The following is a 16,778-nucleotide window of genomic DNA, read 5'->3' as shown; positions in this document are numbered from 1 at the left end:
AGATGAACGTAGTCCTTTCCAGATCGTCGCTGGAGTCTACGCAACATATTCCCGCTTCTGCAGCTTCACCGGCTGATCCGGAAACAGGAGAGCAAGGACCACGTGCGGTAGAGGCCGTCTGGGTCCACCAAGACCACATCGTGCGGTTTGACATTGATGGAAACATCGTCGAAACCACCGAGGACCATCCGTTCTGGAACGACACCGACAAACAGTGGCAGCGAGTCGACAGGTTCGACACCGGCGACACCGTCCTGGCCGACGACGGGCGCAAGATCGTCGTCCGTGGAATCCTCAACAAACTCGACAGCCCTCGTCCCGCCTACAACTTCACTGTTCCCGCCTACAACCTCACCGTTGCAGGCATCCACACCTACTATGTGATAACGGGTAACACGTCGGCCCTCGTCCACAACTCGGATACTTGTTTGACGGCGGGCGATAACTTTAAGGACCACTTCCTTAGGAAAAAGGCATTGCTTGGATCTGTTACAGGAAAGAAGTACAGCAAGCTCGCGGAGAATGGTCCAGAATTCCTCCAGGACTTGTCTGATATGGTGAACAGAGGCGATCTCGTGTTCGAGGGATATGGAACACTTAAGGCGGGGCAGCCTGCGGCAATGATCTACAGAGGACAGGGCTTGACTCTAGTGACGACGCGGAGCGGCGAATTCTGGACTCTACTAAAAATTGGTGAGGGTATGGATGCTGCAATTCGTATGCTGCCTAATACGCTCGGGTGATATGAAATGAATTCAAGCAACGCGAAACTGGTCGGTCTGTTCCGGGAATTCTCTATTATGGACAGACTGTGGGTGCCTGCGATTGTTGATCTAGATGATCCTGCTGGTGAGGTCCGGCCGTACACGCGCTTCGTTGCCATTGGAACACGCTCACGAAGCAAATATCTCGTATTTCATATCGACACGGAAACGGGCCAGCTGCGGCTTGGCGAACAACAGACCCTCGAATTGCCAACAGAGTTGACTGCCGAACCATCTGTCGAGCCGAGACTCTTGAATCTAACGTCTGTCTTTCTCGATACCGATCGCGTCAATAGCGTTGTTGAAATTTCCCTATATTTAGACAAGGATTCCGATGTGGAGTCCTGCCTATTTCGCGCGGCGGTACTTTCGATTGATGATGGTCGAATGATCGTCCTAGATCCATTTTGGACCACCGGAATTCGAATAGGCGGCGCCTGGGATCGGGAATACATCGAGCAAAATTCCAGGACGACCGGGACTTTGGACATACCGGTTTTGTGACGTATTGGCGACCGAGTGGTGCGGTTGCTGTTCGTTATGGGCGGCACTCCGCTGTGCTGAGGGCTTGGTTGTCACCTGCGTTACTGTTGGATAGTTTGCATGCATGCGAATCGGTGGATGTTGCCTGTCCGATGATCGTTCGGCGAGATGGTCCAGTGGCGTGGCGCATAGCGTCGTGGCGGCCGCAGAATTTTCTCCTCGAGAATTCGACGATTGCTGAGGCGTGGACCCTCTCGATGATCTTTTGGCCAAGTTTCGTCCGCTACCGCGGCTGCACGCTGGTTGAATGGAAGTTCAGTGCTGGCGCTGTTGACCACTGGTTAGAGGAATTGGATGGAGATGTGGCGGCAGTTGAGATAATGGTGAACCGCGTGCATCTCTGGGAAACCTTTGAACCTAAGAGTCCAGCCGAACACGTTGCATTCGTTTCGCTTGCCGAGAGGATTGGCGCGATGTGGAAGGCGAAACTAGGTGGATCATTCCCAGGCGAGGAATTCGAAGTGACGACAGCAGACGATCCAATTGGCTATGGACCAACCATCACCTTTAGCCATGTCGGAGCCAGCTGACAGTTATACCTGCTATGAGCTTTCAGCTGACCACTCGCGACTACGATTGATCGCCATGGCAGACTTACCAACGCGCCCACACATTGGATGACCAGGGTATGGTAGAAGACGTCGACGACACTCCAGGCAACAGTCTATTTGGATTCTACGTCAACTGCGCGAAGGCTTTGCTGGAGGGTGCAGCCAGCGCCGTCAACGGCCTGTGGGTGAGCAGCAACGTCAAGATTCCGATCAAGGGGATCGCTGGCCTTATGGGCGGCGGAACGCCGACTACCTGGTTCAACATCCGTAGGAACAGTAATGGATTTCGTTCACGGCCCACGGGGAATTCACCATGATAGACGCCAATGTCGCATTACGAGTCGCCCAGGCTCACGCAAAGTCGTGGACTGTGAGTGCCGCATTGGAGGTATCACGTGACCTTAAGCGCAGTACCGCAGCGACGTTGGATTTCGACAGCGGTGCAGGCGAAACCTGGATTCGCATCATAGATCAAGGGCGGGTGATCGCTCTAATATCGACAGTCATTCCGGTGGCGTTTGTAGAAACGAATTTCAGCAACACAGATGTCCGCAATGAATTCGCGACAACAATAGGCGTGCCGGATATGGACAGTCCGTGTCTGTGCGCCTGCAGGGAAACACTTAGCGATGCGTTCGGTGAGTCCTCGCGATTAGACTCAATTGACCTCAATGGTTTTTCAGCTCACGACCTCTGGTTTGCGACGGTTTGAACCTGGCCATGAGAAATGGGAGCACGGATCGAGGCTGAGCTGACAGCGTGAACTGTGCCCGTGTACTGAGGCGCTGCCTCGTGTTCGACCGAATGGGCTTGGCGCTCGCACCGACCCAGCTCGCGTTGGCATCCAGGTGGCGACAAATCCTCCGAACATTGTTGCAGCCTGGCCAGCATGTTCATTTTTGGCCGAGCCCGCGCGGCAGGCTCCATCAGGTCATACCCGAGCGCCCGAGTCGATTGAGGTCGAAGGTGGTGGAGCTGCGCGCGAACCAGGCCGCGCGCAGCCCGTTAATCAGCTGGGCTCAGCGCCCGGAATCCCGACCCGCCCAGTGCCGACCCAAGCCAGCACAGCGGTTTTCACGCTGCAGGCCGCCGTGACGGTGTAGGCATAAGGGATCGGGGCCACGCTGCCGCCGCTCTGGCCGGGGCCGGAGTTGACCAGGCAGTTGTCCACGGCCACCAGGCGTCCGGCGGGTGAGCTTGCTTCGCCGAGGTGGAACGGGTCGTCGACGTTTTCGAAGTAGTTGCGTTCCACGAGTACACCGGCGTTCATGGTGGACGCGACGCCGTAGTTGCCGGTGTCGTTGTAGTAGTTGTTGTACACGTGCACCGGGTCGCCGAAGCGAACGCGCGGGTTGCGCTGGGTGGTGGCGTCGAACCAGTTGTGGTGGTAGGTCACCTTGAGCCGTCCGCTGTCCTGGGCCGAGTCGCCATCGTCGCGGCCGAGGAGCATGTTTTTGTTGGTACCGTCGGCGTGGTTCCACGATACGGTTACATAGGACGAGCCGCGTTTGATGTCGACGCCGCCGTCAGTGCCGGTGCCCCAATGGTTGTGGTCGATCCAGACGTGGTGGGAGAACATCTGCACGTTGATCGCGTCGTCGGGCCACGAGTTGAAGTTCAGGTTGCGGATGATGATGTTCTTCACCGCGTTGGCCGGGGGTGAGGTGATGCCGTCGTCGATCGGCAGGCCGATGTTGAGCCCGCCTCCGGTGAAGCCGGAGTTGGCGCCCATGCCGACGATGGTCTTGTCGGAGGTGACGTCGTGCATCGGGCCGGGAAGGGCGATGGTGCCGTTGACCCGGATGATTCTCGGGCCCAGCATGGCGATCTGGGCGAGGAAGGCGGAGGCGGTGCTGACGTCGACGACGGGGCCGCCGAGGCCGCCGCGGGTGCCGTTCTGGCCCATCGCGTTGACCGAGGCAAAGCCGTCGGCGAACTGGCAGGTGGTGCAGGGCGTCGGGCTCGGGCCGGGCGGGGAGTTGGTCGGCGATGCGGTGGGTGAGCCCGTCGGCGGGGTGGTGGTGCCGGTGGACACGTCGACGTCGTCGAAGGAGGCGCTGGCGTTGAAGGTGGCCAGCCCGATGTTTCCGGCCGCGAATTGGGTGTCGGTGGCCGTGGCAACCAGCGTGCCGTCGACATATCCGCGCAGCGTCGAGCCGGACACATCAAGTTTTAGTGTGTACCAGGTGTTGAGCGTGACGGTCTGTGCCCGTGAGCCGAGCGTGGTGGACGATCCACTCACGAGCTTCTTCAGCTCGACGGTGTTGTTGCTGCGCAACGCGAGGTAGTAATAGCTGGTGTTGCTCTGCGCGCGGGCGAGCAAGGCGACGAATCGGTTGCTGCCGTTGAAGGCGGTGGGCTTGACCCGGGCTTGCACGGCGTAGTTCGACCAGCTTGACGAGCCGGACCGGCTTCGCGCGTCGCTGCTTGTGCCGGATTGTCGGTAGACCTGCGAGCCGTCACTGGCCACCGCCCAGCTTCCGCCGGAGCTGGTCCATCCGGTGGAGTTGCCGTCTTCGAAGTTGTCCGAGAACAGGGTGTCGGCGCGAGCCACCGACGTGATGCCGAAGACCAGCAAGGCGAGCATCGCGCTGATCGCTGCGGCGAGGAGAGCTCTGGATTTGTGCACTTCGCAACCTCCTTCTGGGGGCGGGAATGCGCTTTCCAGTCCAGCTAAATAGATAGCCTCAGATGAGTCAATAAGAGCGATTTGCAGATTATTTGCGGCGAAATAAGGCAACCGCAGCGGGCCGTCCGTCTGCCGGCCCGGCTATGACCGCTATTTGGGTGTTTTGCCGCACCCGGAGCACCCGCGGGATTTGCAGTATTGCCGGTATGTTAAGGCAAGCGCTTTCCAATTGGCAGTGCCATGTGCTCCCGGGGCCGGGTGAGGAACGGCGGTGACCCCTGATGACATTCAGCGCCTTGGTCCACTTCGGCCACCGCCTGCACGCCGGCACCGTTCAGCGCGCCACGATCGCCTCGGCGCTGTTGTCCGCGATCGGATGGGCCTGGAGCAGCTCGCTTCGCTAATGCCTCCTGGTGTCGCGGGCTAAGCGCCGGGAGCGGGTGGTTTGCTGAAGCCGGCTGGTGTTGCAGTCAGGTCGCGAGCTGGGTGCCAGGGGCGGGCGGTTTTGCTGGTGCCGCCTGTTGCGGTCAGATCGTGGGCTGGGTGGCGGGTTGGTTTCGCTGGTGCCGGCCGGCGTTGCGGTCTGGTCGCGGGCCGGTGGCGGGAGCAGGCGGCTTTGCTGATGCCGCCTGATGTGGCCGCCATGTCGTGGGTCGGGGGCGGGAGCGGGTGGCTGCGCGGGGCGGGTGGATTGGCTGGTGGCGGGTGGGGTTGCTGTCGCGTCGCGGGCGGGGCACGCATCGACTATCGTGACGGGCGTGTCAGTGGCGGTGGCTGCCGCGCCCGGTGCGGAGCGGGCGAACCGGTTCATCGTGATTCTGCTTGGGCTGCAACGGCTTAGCTACCTGCTGCCGGCGTTGTTGACCCTCGGCTCCGCCTCGTATCGTATGGGCGGGCTCAACGCGGCGCTCGTCGTGCTCACGATCGCCGGCAACGTGGCGATGTTCGTGGCGGTGGCCCGGGCGGGCTGGTTCACCGAGTGGATGGCCTGGGCCGATGTGGGGTGGGCGGCGATGCTCACGATGGTGGTTTCCGCCAACAGCGGGGTGGCCCACGACGACTCATCGGTGAACTGGTCGGGGCGCATGGCCCAGGCTGCGGCGGCGCTCGCCGGGGCGGCCATCCCGAGGATCGCCTGGGCGGCGGGGGCGGTCGGGGTGTTGCTCGTGGCGCACGTGTGGGCGGATGTGCTGGCGGGGGAGGCGTGGCTGGCGTGTCTGGGCTGCCTCAACGGGATCGCCTGGTTCGCCATCATCATAGGCTTCGCCGTGCGCTATCTGCGCCGCCAGGGCGGGCTGGTGGATCGGCTGACGGCGGAACGTGTTGCCGCGCAAGCCAAGCAGGCCGCGGCGCAGGCCCGGCTGGAGCATTTCCGCGTGCTGCACGACACGGTGCTGGCCACCCTGACCGTGATCGGGCGGGGTGGGCTGGAGCACAACCCGGAGCAGGTGCGGGAGAGGTGCGCGCGGGAGGCCGATCTGGTGCGCCGGCTGATGTCGGTGGACGGCGATTCCGGCCAGGAAACGTTGACACAGCGGCTGTCCGAGGTGGTCGACGGCGCGCAGGCGCTGGGCTTGACGGTGCATTTTCAGCTTGATTCGGTACCAGACATAAATGATGACGTAGCAAAGGCGGTTGCCGGGGCGACGCAGGAGGCGCTGAACAATGTGCTGCTGCACGGTGAGACTCGTCGCGCCTGGGTCACGGCCACCACGGTCGGCGAGGCGCTGAGTGTGCGGATTGTGGATCGCGGGGCCGGGTTTCGCGTCGGCGGCGAGGTTGGCGGCTCGGGGCTGGCCGGTTCGGTGGCGCAGCGGATGCGTTCGGCCGGGGGCGATGTGCGGGTGTCCAGCGCGCCCGGTGACGGCACCTGTGTGGAGCTGCTGTGGCCGGGGTGATCACGCTGGCGGCGGTGGACGACGACCGCATGCTGCTCGACGGGCTGGCGCGCTGGCTCGCCGATGAGCCGGGCCTGAGGCTGTCCGGCACCTACTCGACTGTCGACGAGCTGGTGGCTGGAAACCTTTGTGTGGACGTGGTCTTGCTGGATCTGGTGTTGCGCGATGGGTCGACGGCGGTGGAGAACGTGGCACGCCTCGTGGCGCTCGGCCTCAACGTGGTCGTGATCAGCGTGTGGCCCAACCCTTCTCAGGTGGCCGCGACGTTCTCGGCCGGGGCGCGCGGCTACCTGACCAAGGATCACGATCTGGGTGCGCTGGCGTCGGCGGCGCGGGTGGTGGCCGCGGGCGGGACGGTGTATTCGCCCGAGCTTGCCTTTGCCTGTTTGAACGATCCGAGGCCGGAACGGCCACGACTGTCCACACGCGAGCGTGAGGTGCTGCTGGCTTACGCCTCGGGCATGACGATGACCGCTGCGGCAAGGCATGTCGGGGTGCGCCCGGAGACAGCCAAGACCTATCTGGATCGGGTCAAGGCCAAGTATCAGGCGCTGGGGCGTCCCACCCATACCAAACATGAGCTGGCCAGCCGCATCCGCGAGGACGGCTTGTCCCCCGATTTTGGGGACATGCGCTGACGTCGATGCCCTCCTAGCCTGAGCCGCATGACCACAACCACTACGAGCCGACGCAAGAGATTCACCGCCCGTGTGCTGGCGTTCCTGCTGCCATTCGCGGCTGCCATTGCCGTTCCCACCGCGGCGCATGCCGCCAACTATTGCTATCTGACCGCCGCCCAGCCGAGCGGCTGGATCTACAGCTGGGGAGCGGTGGACTACTGCACCCAGCCGATTCAGGCGGAACTGCATCTGCGTGAGGACATTTCGTGGTCGCCGGACCGCGAGGTGAGCGCCGACATCCGCTACAACGTCACCTCCGCGTTCATGGAGGTGGGCGCGTTCTGCATGTATACACCGGGTTCCTGGTACAGCTACTTCGTCGAGACCCGGGTGAAGGTGAACGGCAGCTACCAGCAGAAGCAGCAGTCGCCCCGGTGGACCATCCAGTACTACTGCTCTTGAGTTCAACGTTATGAGCCCGCCCGGCACCACCCGTAGGGTGCCGGGCGACCCCGTTTGCTGCTGTCTGTCGGGTTTCCGGGTTCGCCGTTCCTGCTCAGGGCGATAATCAAGGGGTGGGAACGACAGCGCGGGAGGCGAGCGGGGCCGCCCGGCTGGCTGCGCCCGGCGAGGGGATCAGCGCCGAGGAGCTGCAGCTGGCGGCGCGCAACCATGCCATGCCGCTGGAGGCGCTGCGCTATGACGTGACCCCGGCGGGTCTGCACTATCTGCTGATCCACTTCGATATCCCCTACCTCGACGAGTCCACGCACACGCTGAGCATCGACGGGCTGGTGCGGCGGCCGCTGAGTGTCGATCTGGCGCAGCTGCGCGGCCGGCCGCGCCAGACCCACCGGGTCACGCTGGAGTGCGCGGGCAACGGGCGTGCCCTGCTGCAGCCGCGGCCGGTCAGCCAGCCCTGGCTGTCGGAGGCGGTCGGCACCGCCGAGTGGACGGGCACTTCGCTGGCGGCGCTGCTGGACGAGGCCGGGGTGGCGCCCGGCGCCCACGACGTGGTCTTCACCGGCGCCGACCACGGCATCGAACGCGGCGTGGAGCAGGACTACCAGCGCGGGCTGCCGCTGGCCGAAGCCATGCGCGAGGACGTCATCGTGGCCTACGAGATGAACGGGCAACCCCTGCTGCCGCAACATGGCGCTCCGTTGCGCCTTATCGTTCCCGGCTGGTACGGGATGGCTCAGGTCAAGTGGCTCACCAACGTCACCGTGCTCGACCGCGAGTTCGACGGCTATCAGAACGCGGTGGCCTACCGGCTGCGCGGCGACGCGGAAGACCCGGGCGTGCCGGTGACCCGGATGCAACCGCGGGCACTGGTTCGCCCGCCGGGTTTTCCCGACTTCATGAGCCGCACCAGGGTGGTCAAGGCGGGAGTGTCCACTGTGGAGGGACGGGCCTGGTCCGGCTTCGGCGCGGTCACCGCGGTGGAGGTCACCGCCGACGGCGGCGGCAGCTGGCATCCGGCGCAGCTGGGCCCGGTGGCCGGGCCTTACGCGTGGCGTGGCTGGAGCTGGCGCTGGGAGGCCGCGCCGGGCCGGGCAGTGCTGGGGGCGCGGGCCACCGATGAGACCGGCCGCGTTCAGCCGGTGCAAGCGGAGTGGAACAGGGGCGGCTTCGCCAACAACGGCGTGCAACAGGTCGAATGCGTGGTCGTCGACTAGCCCTTGTTGGTGATATATCGAAATGTAATAATCGATTTCGTGAAAGCGCTTTCCAGAGGGTGGGCCGCGTGGACGGCCCGGGTGGGTGTGCTGGCGGTTCTGATCGGCGCGGGCCTGGGCTGGCAGGTGGTGACGGCGCCGGGCGCGTCTGCGGCCGCGCCCGGGGTGACCCGGCTGGGCGACACGCTGCTCGATTCGGCCGCGCTGTATTTCGTCTCCTATGACGGGCTGGTCAACAATGCGTCCTACCAGCAGGACGCGATCGTCAGCTACGCCGGCTACCAGTACGCGGCCTGGTACACCGCCAATCGCAACGCGGTGATCGCCCGCCGCCAGCTGCCCGGCGGCGCGTGGCAGAAGGTGGAGCTGCCGCATGCGCTGAGCACCAACGACTCCCACAACTCGATCTCGCTGGGCGTGTCACCTGCCGACGGGCGGCTGCACGTGGCGATGGACACCCACAACAGCCGGGTCTTCTATGTGAAGTCCGAGGCCGGGCTGGTCGCCAACCCGGGCACCCGGTCCTGGGTGCTCAGCCGGTTCGGTGCGGTGCAGCGCACGTTCGACGGGGTCGAGCTGGGCTCGATCACCTATCCCCGTTTTCTGGTCACCCCGCAGCAACGGCTGCAGTTCAGCTACCGCACCGGCGGCTCGGGCAACGGCACGATGGAGCTGGCCGAGTACGACGGGACGTGGCGCACGCTGGGCCGCTGGTCGTCGGCGACCGGGCCTTACTCGGCCCGCGGTGTCACCAGCAGCACCCGCAACCTTTACCTGCACGGCCTGGGCTACTCGGCCGGCGGCCGGCTGCACGCCTCGTTCACCTGGCGCGAGGGCAACACGGCGGTGCTGTGCAACTCCGGCGGGCTGGCCAACCACGACACCGGTTACGTCTACAGCGACGACAACGGGCGCACCTGGCGCAACAACGCCGGCCAGGCGGTGGCCACCACCGGTTCGGGCACCCTGGTCGCGGTGGGCACGCCCGGTCACGTCGTCGACCCGCTCACGGTCGACCACGGCCTGATCAACCAGGAGAGCCAGGCTTTCGACTCGACCGGCAACCCCCATGTCGTGATCAGCTATGTTCCGGGCCGGTTCACGCAGTGCGTGTCCAATGTCGTGGCACAGCGCACCAGCTTCGGGCGCGCGTTCCATCTGCGCCGCGATGCCCAGGGCGGGTGGCGCAAGGTGGAGATTCCGGTGGCGCTCAACGCTTTCGGGCGTTCGCAGCTGGTTCTGGACGCGGCCGACAACGCCTATGTGGTGCTGCCGTTCGGGCGCATCGTCACCGCGAGCAAGGCCAGCGGCTGGACGGACTGGACGCTGCGCTTTGATGGGGCCGGCCTCAACGCCTTCGGCGAGGTGGTGGTGGACCGCAGCCGCCTCGGCGAAGGCGTGCTGTCCCTGCTTTACCAGCAGCGTTCCAGCGGGACCACGCCGTCGCCGATCAGGGTCGCCGACTTCCGGCTGGGCTGAGGCGGGCCCCGTACCCTCAAAATTGGTCTGTAACGTCGCAGCGATCTAGAGCGTGTCTTTGGAAACGAGACACGGAAGGAGCGCTGTGACAGCCTGGCATATCGTGGAAAAGCCGTTTAGCGACATAGAAGAGTTCTACGCGGCACATTTCCAGAACCTGACCGTCACGCTGTACGCGTACACGGGAGACTTCCACCTGGCGCAAGAGCTGGTCCAGGAAGCGTTCTGCCGAGCCATCCCGCGCTGGGCGAAGCTGGTGCAATACGACGACCCGTTGGCCTGGGTCCGCAAGGTGGCCTTCAACCTGGCCATCAGCCGTTGGCGGCGCGGCCGCACAGCGCTGGCTTTCCTGCGCCGCCAGCGCGACGAGCACGTCGCCGGACCCGGTCCGGACCGGGTCGCCCTCATCGCCGCCCTGAAGACCTTGCCCCACAATCATCGCCGTGCCGTCGTCCTGCACCACCTGGCCGACGTTCCGATCGCCGAAATCGCCCAATCCGAAGGGGTGCCGGAGGGAACCGTGCGGGTGTGGCTGCACCGGGGCCGCGCCGCGCTGGGCGCCCAGTTCACCGAAACCACTGTGGCCAAGCCGGTCGCGCAGCAGAAGGAGCAGGCCCGTGGCTGAGGACCAGTACGACCTCGAATCGCTGAACTCGGCCTTCGCGCAGCTGCGCAGCGACGCGGGCGGTCATGTCCGGCCGCCGGGAATCGCCGCGGCCCGGGCCACCGCTTCGCGGCGCAGGCAGGCACGTTTGGCCACGCTGGCCGCCGCGGTGGTGGCGCTCATCGTCGTGCCCGTGGCCACCTTGGCCAATACCGTTCCCGATGTCGCGCGGCCGTTGCCGAACGCCAGCGCGGGCAGCAGTTCTCCTTCCCAGTTCGAGCTTCCCAGCCCGTCGGCAGAGCCCTCGGCCGAACCGTCGGCCTCGCCCAGCCCGGCCCACACCGAGTCGGCGGCCGGGTCCACCGGCTCGAGCGGCAACCAGAACCTGGCCTACACCGCCATCTGGTACGCGGGACCGCTGGACGGCATCCGAGTCGAGCTGCCGCAGAGCCACGCGATCTCGGTCCCGATCGGCATCAAGGTGTGGAGCCGCAACTCGAGCAAGGTCGGCCCGGTCACCAACGCCAAGCTGGCGGTGGACCTGTCGCAGATCGCGTCCAAAGTGGACATAGTGGGGGTCACCGGCCCGTGCGTGCTGTCCGGGTCCAGCGTCCAGTGCGACTTCGGCACTCTGGCCACGGGCACCCATACCGAGTCGCTCTCCCTGCGCGCCCGGTCCGGCGCGGCGCTGGGCGATGCCGGGCAGGTCACGCTGACCGCGTCGGGCAGCGAGCCGAGCTGGCACAGCAAGGTCACCCACGGAAAGGTCTCGGTCCGCTTCGAAGACGAGGCGACGGACTTCACGGCCAAGGCGTCGGCGGGGACCGGGAAGGTCGGGGACACCGTTGCGTTGAAGTTCGAGATTTCCAACCGTGGCCCGCGCACCGGCACCTACTTCGAGGTGCAGGCCAGTTCGTGGGCCGGGGGCGAGGTGGTCGGCATGAGCCCGAACTGCCAGCCGGGGCAGGTGACCTCAGGGTGCCGGGTGGAGAACCTCGCCGTCGGCGCCACGGTGACCGTCGAGATCTACTTCAAGATCCTCAGCTGCCTCGCCAACGGCTTCGCGCCGCCGACGACCGTGACCTACGTGCCTTTCGACCCGGTGGTCTACGGAGTCCCCAACTCGGCCTTCACGATCACCGGCTGCTGATGCGAAGCACGCTACAGCCACGGGTTGCGGGTGCCGGTGACACCGTTACAGGTGGCGCTGACCCAGCCGCTGGAGACGCCGAAGGAGTTGAGCGTCTGGCCGGAGAAGTGGCCCGAGCTGTTGGTGGTGAAGTTGTAAGTGCTGAAGCCACCGGAGCCGCTGCTGGAGTTGAAGGTGCAGCTGTAGCCGGTGTTGGGGGCGAAGTTGTTCACGGTCACCACGATGTAGCGGCAGGCCGAGCCGCTGCAGCCGGTACGGCTCGGCGCGATAGTGCCGGTGGTCACGGTTACCTGCGGCGCGGGGTTGGTGGTGGCGCTCGCCGAGGCGCTGGAGCTGACCTGGTTCATGGTGTCGACGGCGCGCACCTCGATGCTGTGCGTCTGGTTGTAACCGTTGCCCACCAAGCGGTTTCCGTTGGAGGTGCCCACGCTCTCCCAGCCGCCGCCGTCGACGCGGATCTCCAGGCGCGCCAGCGGCCGGCCGTTGCTGCCGGCCGAGCTCCAGGTGAGGTTGATCTGGGTCGCCCCGGACTTCGCCGCGCCCGCGGCGGGCTTCGGGACGGGTCCGAAGGGTTGTTGTGGGGGGCTGGCCGCCGACCAGTCCCCGCACACCTGACTGGCGCAGGCGCGCAGCCGGACGGCATAGGCCGTGCCGTTGACCAGATCGGTGAGGAAACCGGTGGTCGCCGTCGAGGTGGCGTCGGGTGTCCCGTCACCGGTGTAGTCGAATTCGTACCTGACGATGGCCAGCGGGCTGGGTGGCGCTGTCAGCGAGAACGAAAGGCGGCGATCCAGGCCGGTGCCCCCGTTGTGGTCCAGGACGGCGAAGGTGGTCACCACGCCCGGTTTGGCCACGGGTTTGCCGGCCGGTGACGGCAGCTGGCTGGCGGTGCTAGAAACCGAAGGCGTAGGCGAGGTCTGTGGGCTCTCCGGCGGCGACTGGGCCGGTGAGGTGATCGAGGGCTGGGGGTCGGCCGCCGACGGCTCCCCGCCACGGGTGGCGGCGAAGGCGGCGCCCGCCAGGACAAGGGCGGCGATGACCCCGGCCACGAGGGCGGGCTTGCGGCCGCGCGCCGGCTTGGGCACCGCGGGCGTCACGGCCACCGTGGGCATTTCGGCGGTCGGTTGGTCACGAACCCCAGCTACGGCAAGCGCCTCGGCGTAGCCGACGAAGGGCAGCTCGCGCACCGGCTCGGGCGGGACGGCCGGCCAGGCCGGGGTGACCGGCAGGCGCAGGGCCCGCTGCGCCGAGCGCAGGGACTCGGCCAGCTCGGCCATGCCCGCGGTGCGCTGCTGGCGATCGACGAGCAGCCCGGCCCGGATGACCTCGGCGACCGGCGCCGGTATCGAATCGGGGACAGCGTCGGCCGGCAGGCCCTGCTCGACGCGTTTGATGAAGGCGCCAGGGCCTTCTCCGGCCCGCACCACGAACGGCGGAGCGCCGGTGAGCATCTCGAAAAGCGTGATGGTCAATGCCCAGACATCCGAGGAGACCGAGGCGCGGCCGTCGCCGAGCACTTCCGGCGCGGCATGGGTCTGGGTGAACTGGGCCACCGTCACCGAGTGCCGGCTGCCCAGGTGGGTGGCCACGCCGAAGTCGCTGAGCAGCGGCCGCCCCTTCTCGTCGAGCAGCACGTTGGCGGCTTTGATGTCGCCGTGGATGACCGGCGAGGCCAAGGTGTGGGCCCAGGACAGCGTGTCGGCCAGCCGGGTGGTCAGGTCGAGGGCCACCGCCAGGGGCAGCCGGCCACCGGCGGCGCGGATCCCTCTGGCCAGGGTGCCACCGGTGGCCAGATCCATGGCCAGCCAAGGGCGGGCCGAGGCGGTGACACCGGCGGCGCGCACCTTGACGACGCCCGGGTGCCCGCTGAGCAGGGCGGCGGTGCGGCACTCGTGACGGAACTGCTCGGCGTCCACGGTCGGATCTTCGAGGCGCTGGTGGAAGAGCTTCACCGCGGCCTGCTGCCCGCTGGACACCTCGAGGCATCGATAGACTTCGGCCCACCCGCCCGAGCCGAGGTGCTTGGCGTCGCTATAGCCGGGCGGCAGGTCAGTGAGCAAACCCGTCACGTGACGTCCTTTTGGTTCGAGGTGACGAGACAGTACGACTCACCGTTGACATGACGACACGAATCTATCCTTGAACCCCGAGTCGCGTCCCGCGCCGGGAAGGACAGAAATTACCGGCGAAAGGCCGGTTCGCTCGGCCTATCGGGGTTCGCCGGGGTCGCGCCGCCGCGCGGGAAGGGTGGCGCCGGTCAGGCGCAGGGCGAAGTCGGCGAAGGCGTCGGCGACCTGGTCTCGGGTGTAGGGCTGGTCCGGGCCGAACCAGTTGGCCACGCGCACCCCCATGCTGCTGATCGCGATCGCGGCCAGGGTGATGTCGGCGACGTCGAACACCTGCAGCTGCACGCCGCGGCGCAGCACGCGCAGGGCCAGGTCGCGTGACTGTTCGCGCAGCGCCAGCGCGGGCGCGGCGCGCTCGGGCGACAGCGCGTGCAGCTCCTGGTTGGCGACGAGGGCCAGCAGCGGGAAGTCGGTGTGCGCCAAGACCTGTGCCCTTACCAGTGCGGCGACCTGGGCCACCGGGTCGGCGTCGGTGTCGACGACGGCCTGCTGCATGCGATGGTGCAGCTCCTCGTGTCCAATGAGGACGAGCGCGGCGAGGATGTGCTCCTTGGACGGGTAGTGCCCGTAGAGGGTCGCGGAGTTGATGCCGATGCCGGCGGCGATGTCGCGGATCGAGGTGCCGTGGAAGCCGTATTCGGCGAAAAGTGACAACGCGGCGACCAGGATGCGGCCACGGGTTCCCGGCGGGGTGACTCCTTCGGGCAGGTCCGCGGCGACTGCGTTGAGGCGGCGCGGATCCCAGCGTGGCGTGGTCACGTCGGCGCGGTCCTCTCATCGAACGATCGGTTGACACGTGCACCTTTCTCGATGCATAGTAACAAACCAATCCGTCCAACCAATCGATTGATTGGATCTCGTAGAAGGGACTTGGTCATGCGCCCCCGGTTGATCGTCGCCCTCATCGCCGCCATGCTCCTGACCACCAATGCCACCCCCGCCCACGCCGCCGGCAACTACTTCTCCGGCGTCTACGCCAGCATCTACGGCGCGCGTGACTATCACGGCTACGTGCCGTCGTCCTACCGGCCGGGCACACCGATGCCGCTGCTGGTGGCTCTGCACGGATGCACCGAGAACGACGTCGGTTTCGACGTGCTGTCGCGCTGGAGCGCCGTGGCCGAACAGCGCGGGTTCATCGTGGTGTTCCCCGATCAGAGCAACCTGGCCAACCCGGCCGGCTGCTGGAACTGGTACCTGGAAACAAATCAGCACCGTGGCTGGGGAGAACCGGCCATCATCGCCGGCATCACCGGCCGGATCCGCTCCCAGTACACAGTGGACTCGCGGCGCATCTTCACCACCGGCGTCTCGGCCGGGGGCGTGATGGCCAACATCATGGCCGTGGCCTACCCGGATCTGTTCGCGGCGGTGAGCATCATGGCCGGCTGCGAATACGACTGCGACCCGCTGCAGCTGCAGCCGGCCGCCGAGTCCGGCCGCAAAGCGTTGCAGGAGATGGGAAGCCGGGCCCGACCGGTCCCGGCGATCGTGTTTCAGGGCACCGCCGACATCGTGGTGCAGCCGAGCACGGCGTATCGCATCGCCGGGCAGTGGGCCTACGTCGACGGCATCGACACCGTGCCTGATTCGGTCATCTCCGGCCGGGTACCGGGTGGGCGCACCTACACCCGGCTGGTTCACCGGTCAGCGGGCGGCCAGACGCTGATCGATCAATACATGATCGACGGCGCCGGTCATCAGTATCCGGGCGGCTGCCCCTGCAGCCTTTACGGCGACCCGGCCGGACCGGATGCCAGCAACCTGAGCTGGGACTTCTTCCTGGCCCACGCCAAACCCTGACGCCCACGCCAAACCCTGACGCCCACGCCGAACCCTGACGCCCGCGCCGAACCCTGACGCCCGCGCCGAACCTTGAGCGGCTTGGCAAACGCCTGACACGGCACGGCGACCGCGGCGAGCACTGTGCTCGCCGCGGTCGCACGACCGGCTCTAGCCAGACGGCAGATGGCGGGTAAACCATTGGGCGGCAAGGTCGGCGACCTGTTCCAGCGCGCCAGGTTCGGCGAACAGGTGGGTGGCGCCGGCGACCACCCGGATCTGGCAGGGCCCGCCGAGCATGCCGGCCGCACCGTTGTTGAGCTGAATGACCGGCTCGTCGTTGCCGCCGACGATGAGCAGCACGGGCGCGCTCACCAGGGGCAGCTGCGCGCCGGCCAGATCGGGCCGGCCGCCACGGGAGACCACCGCCCTGACCGTGTCGCTGCGGTGCGCGGCGGTGATCAGGGCGGCGGCCGCACCGGTGCTCGCACCGAACAGCCCCAGCGGCAGTTGCCTGGCGGCGAGGATGTCGGCGATCGCGGTCAGCCTGAGCGCCAGCAGCTCGATGTCGAATCGCAGCTCGGCGGTGCGCTGGTCTACCCGTTCCTCCTGTGCCGTCAGCAGATCGGCCAGCACGGTGCCGAAACTGGCCTCGCGCAACCGCGCCGCCACCATCCGGTTGCGCGGGCTGTGCCGGGAGCTGCCGCTGCCATGGGCGAAGAGCACCACACCCCTTGCGCCATCGGGGATGTCGATGTCGGCATCAAGCCTCGCGCCTGCGGCGTCGAGGTGGGCTGTGCTGGTCATGTCGCCTGCTTCCGGCCTCCAGCCTATGCCGGGCCGGATGCGGTGGCCACCCTGGCCACCGCATCCGGCTTGGTCACCCGGCTGGCTCGGTCATTGGCCCGGCACTGTCACCGGCCCGGCACTGTCATTGGCCCGGCACTGTCACC

17 protein-coding genes are annotated in these 16,778 nt (G+C 66.3%); 13 read left to right on the top strand and 4 right to left on the bottom strand.

Annotation, left to right across the window (positions count from 1 at the left end; genetic code table 11):
* The first annotated feature begins 2 nt into the window (after positions 1-2).
* From Rhe02_RS18205 to Rhe02_RS18190, 4 genes are all read left to right on the top strand, one after another.
* Complete coding sequence (locus tag Rhe02_RS18205) at positions 3-743, top strand: polymorphic toxin-type HINT domain-containing protein (protein ID WP_203909443.1); 741 nt, start codon at positions 3-5, stop codon at positions 741-743.
* Positions 744-749: 6 nt separating this feature from the next.
* Entirely contained in the window at positions 750-1,268 is a 519-nt protein-coding gene (locus tag Rhe02_RS18200; protein WP_203909442.1) for a hypothetical protein, read from the top strand.
* 155 nt (positions 1,269-1,423) lie between these two features.
* The gene (locus Rhe02_RS18195; protein WP_203909441.1) at positions 1,424-1,837 is read left to right on the top strand and encodes a hypothetical protein; all 414 of its coding nucleotides are present in this window, start codon (positions 1,424-1,426) and stop codon (positions 1,835-1,837) included.
* Between the two features lie 334 nt (positions 1,838-2,171).
* Positions 2,172-2,570: a hypothetical protein gene (locus Rhe02_RS18190; protein WP_203909440.1), complete on the top strand. Its 399-nt coding sequence runs from the start codon at positions 2,172-2,174 to the stop codon at positions 2,568-2,570.
* A 297-nt stretch (positions 2,571-2,867) separates the two neighbouring features.
* Here Rhe02_RS18190 and Rhe02_RS18185 read toward each other — a convergent pair whose 3' ends face one another.
* Positions 2,868-4,487, bottom strand: coding sequence for a pectate lyase family protein (locus tag Rhe02_RS18185; protein ID WP_239123896.1), 1,620 nt, complete (start codon positions 4,485-4,487; stop codon positions 2,868-2,870).
* Between the two features lie 281 nt (positions 4,488-4,768).
* On the opposite strand from Rhe02_RS18185, the gene Rhe02_RS50540 reads away from it, so the two are divergent.
* From Rhe02_RS50540 to Rhe02_RS18150, 8 genes are all read left to right on the top strand, one after another.
* A complete protein-coding gene (locus Rhe02_RS50540; protein WP_275412623.1) occupies positions 4,769-4,891 on the top strand; it encodes a hypothetical protein in 123 nt (40 codons plus the stop codon).
* A 354-nt stretch (positions 4,892-5,245) separates the two neighbouring features.
* Complete coding sequence (locus Rhe02_RS18180; protein ID WP_203909439.1) at positions 5,246-6,385, top strand: sensor histidine kinase; 1,140 nt, start codon at positions 5,246-5,248, stop codon at positions 6,383-6,385.
* Positions 6,373-7,023 carry a response regulator transcription factor gene (locus tag Rhe02_RS18175; protein WP_239123895.1) on the top strand — a complete coding sequence of 217 codons (651 nt, stop codon included), beginning with the start codon at positions 6,373-6,375 and terminating at the stop codon, positions 7,021-7,023. Before Rhe02_RS18180 ends, Rhe02_RS18175 begins: the two co-directional genes overlap by 13 nt.
* A 27-nt stretch (positions 7,024-7,050) precedes the next feature.
* Entirely contained in the window at positions 7,051-7,467 is a 417-nt protein-coding gene (locus Rhe02_RS18170) for a hypothetical protein (protein WP_203909438.1), read from the top strand.
* Between the two features lie 113 nt (positions 7,468-7,580).
* Positions 7,581-8,684, top strand: a complete 1,104-nt coding sequence (locus Rhe02_RS18165; protein ID WP_239123894.1) for a sulfite oxidase — start codon at positions 7,581-7,583, stop codon at positions 8,682-8,684.
* Between the two features lie 39 nt (positions 8,685-8,723).
* On the top strand, positions 8,724-10,163 hold the full coding sequence (locus Rhe02_RS18160; RefSeq protein ID WP_203909437.1) for a BNR repeat-containing protein: 1,440 nt from the start codon (positions 8,724-8,726) through the stop codon (positions 10,161-10,163).
* 85 nt (positions 10,164-10,248) lie between these two features.
* Positions 10,249-10,788: a SigE family RNA polymerase sigma factor gene (locus Rhe02_RS18155; protein ID WP_203909436.1), complete on the top strand. Its 540-nt coding sequence runs from the start codon at positions 10,249-10,251 to the stop codon at positions 10,786-10,788.
* Complete coding sequence (locus Rhe02_RS18150) at positions 10,781-11,917, top strand: hypothetical protein (RefSeq protein WP_203909435.1); 1,137 nt, start codon at positions 10,781-10,783, stop codon at positions 11,915-11,917. Before Rhe02_RS18155 ends, Rhe02_RS18150 begins: the two co-directional genes overlap by 8 nt.
* An 11-nt stretch (positions 11,918-11,928) precedes the next feature.
* On the opposite strand, the gene Rhe02_RS18145 is transcribed toward Rhe02_RS18150, so the two are convergent.
* Positions 11,929-13,986, bottom strand: coding sequence for a serine/threonine-protein kinase (locus Rhe02_RS18145; protein ID WP_203909434.1), 2,058 nt, complete (start codon positions 13,984-13,986; stop codon positions 11,929-11,931).
* A 138-nt stretch (positions 13,987-14,124) separates the two neighbouring features.
* A complete protein-coding gene (locus Rhe02_RS18140; RefSeq protein WP_203909433.1) occupies positions 14,125-14,802 on the bottom strand; it encodes a TetR/AcrR family transcriptional regulator in 678 nt (225 codons plus the stop codon).
* A gap of 117 nt (positions 14,803-14,919) precedes the next feature.
* Here Rhe02_RS18140 and Rhe02_RS18135 point away from each other — a divergent pair, with 117 nt between their 5' ends.
* Positions 14,920-15,846: an extracellular catalytic domain type 1 short-chain-length polyhydroxyalkanoate depolymerase gene (locus Rhe02_RS18135; protein WP_203909432.1), complete on the top strand. Its 927-nt coding sequence runs from the start codon at positions 14,920-14,922 to the stop codon at positions 15,844-15,846.
* Positions 15,847-15,996: 150 nt separating this feature from the next.
* On the opposite strand, the gene Rhe02_RS18130 is transcribed toward Rhe02_RS18135, so the two are convergent.
* Positions 15,997-16,632 (bottom strand): dienelactone hydrolase family protein, encoded by a 636-nt coding sequence (locus Rhe02_RS18130; protein ID WP_203909431.1) that lies wholly within the window; start codon positions 16,630-16,632, stop codon positions 15,997-15,999.
* Between the last annotated feature and the right edge of the window lie 146 nt (positions 16,633-16,778).

Origin of the sequence: Rhizocola hellebori (assembly GCF_016862955.1) — a bacterium.
Classification (GTDB): domain Bacteria; phylum Actinomycetota; class Actinomycetes; order Mycobacteriales; family Micromonosporaceae; genus Rhizocola; species Rhizocola hellebori.
The sequence above is the reverse complement of the archived record's forward strand: the minus strand, read 5'-3'. Positions and strand labels throughout refer to the sequence as shown.

Bases quoted from the DNA above. Each gene is read 5' to 3' on its own strand.
- Rhe02_RS18200 (WP_203909442.1), top strand. From the start codon at position 750: ATGAATTCAAGCAACGCGAAACTGGTCGGTCTGTTCCGGGAATTCTCT.
- Rhe02_RS18190 (WP_203909440.1), top strand. From the start codon at position 2,172: ATGATAGACGCCAATGTCGCATTACGAGTCGCCCAGGCTCACGCAAAG.
- Rhe02_RS18135 (WP_203909432.1), top strand. From the start codon at position 14,920: ATGCGCCCCCGGTTGATCGTCGCCCTCATCGCCGCCATGCTCCTGACC.
- Rhe02_RS50540 (WP_275412623.1), top strand. From the start codon at position 4,769: ATGACATTCAGCGCCTTGGTCCACTTCGGCCACCGCCTGCACGCCGGC.
- Rhe02_RS18205 (WP_203909443.1), top strand. From the start codon at position 3: ATGAACGTAGTCCTTTCCAGATCGTCGCTGGAGTCTACGCAACATATT.
- Rhe02_RS18170 (WP_203909438.1), top strand. From the start codon at position 7,051: ATGACCACAACCACTACGAGCCGACGCAAGAGATTCACCGCCCGTGTG.
- Rhe02_RS18130 (WP_203909431.1), bottom strand. From the start codon at position 16,632: ATGACCAGCACAGCCCACCTCGACGCCGCAGGCGCGAGGCTTGATGCC.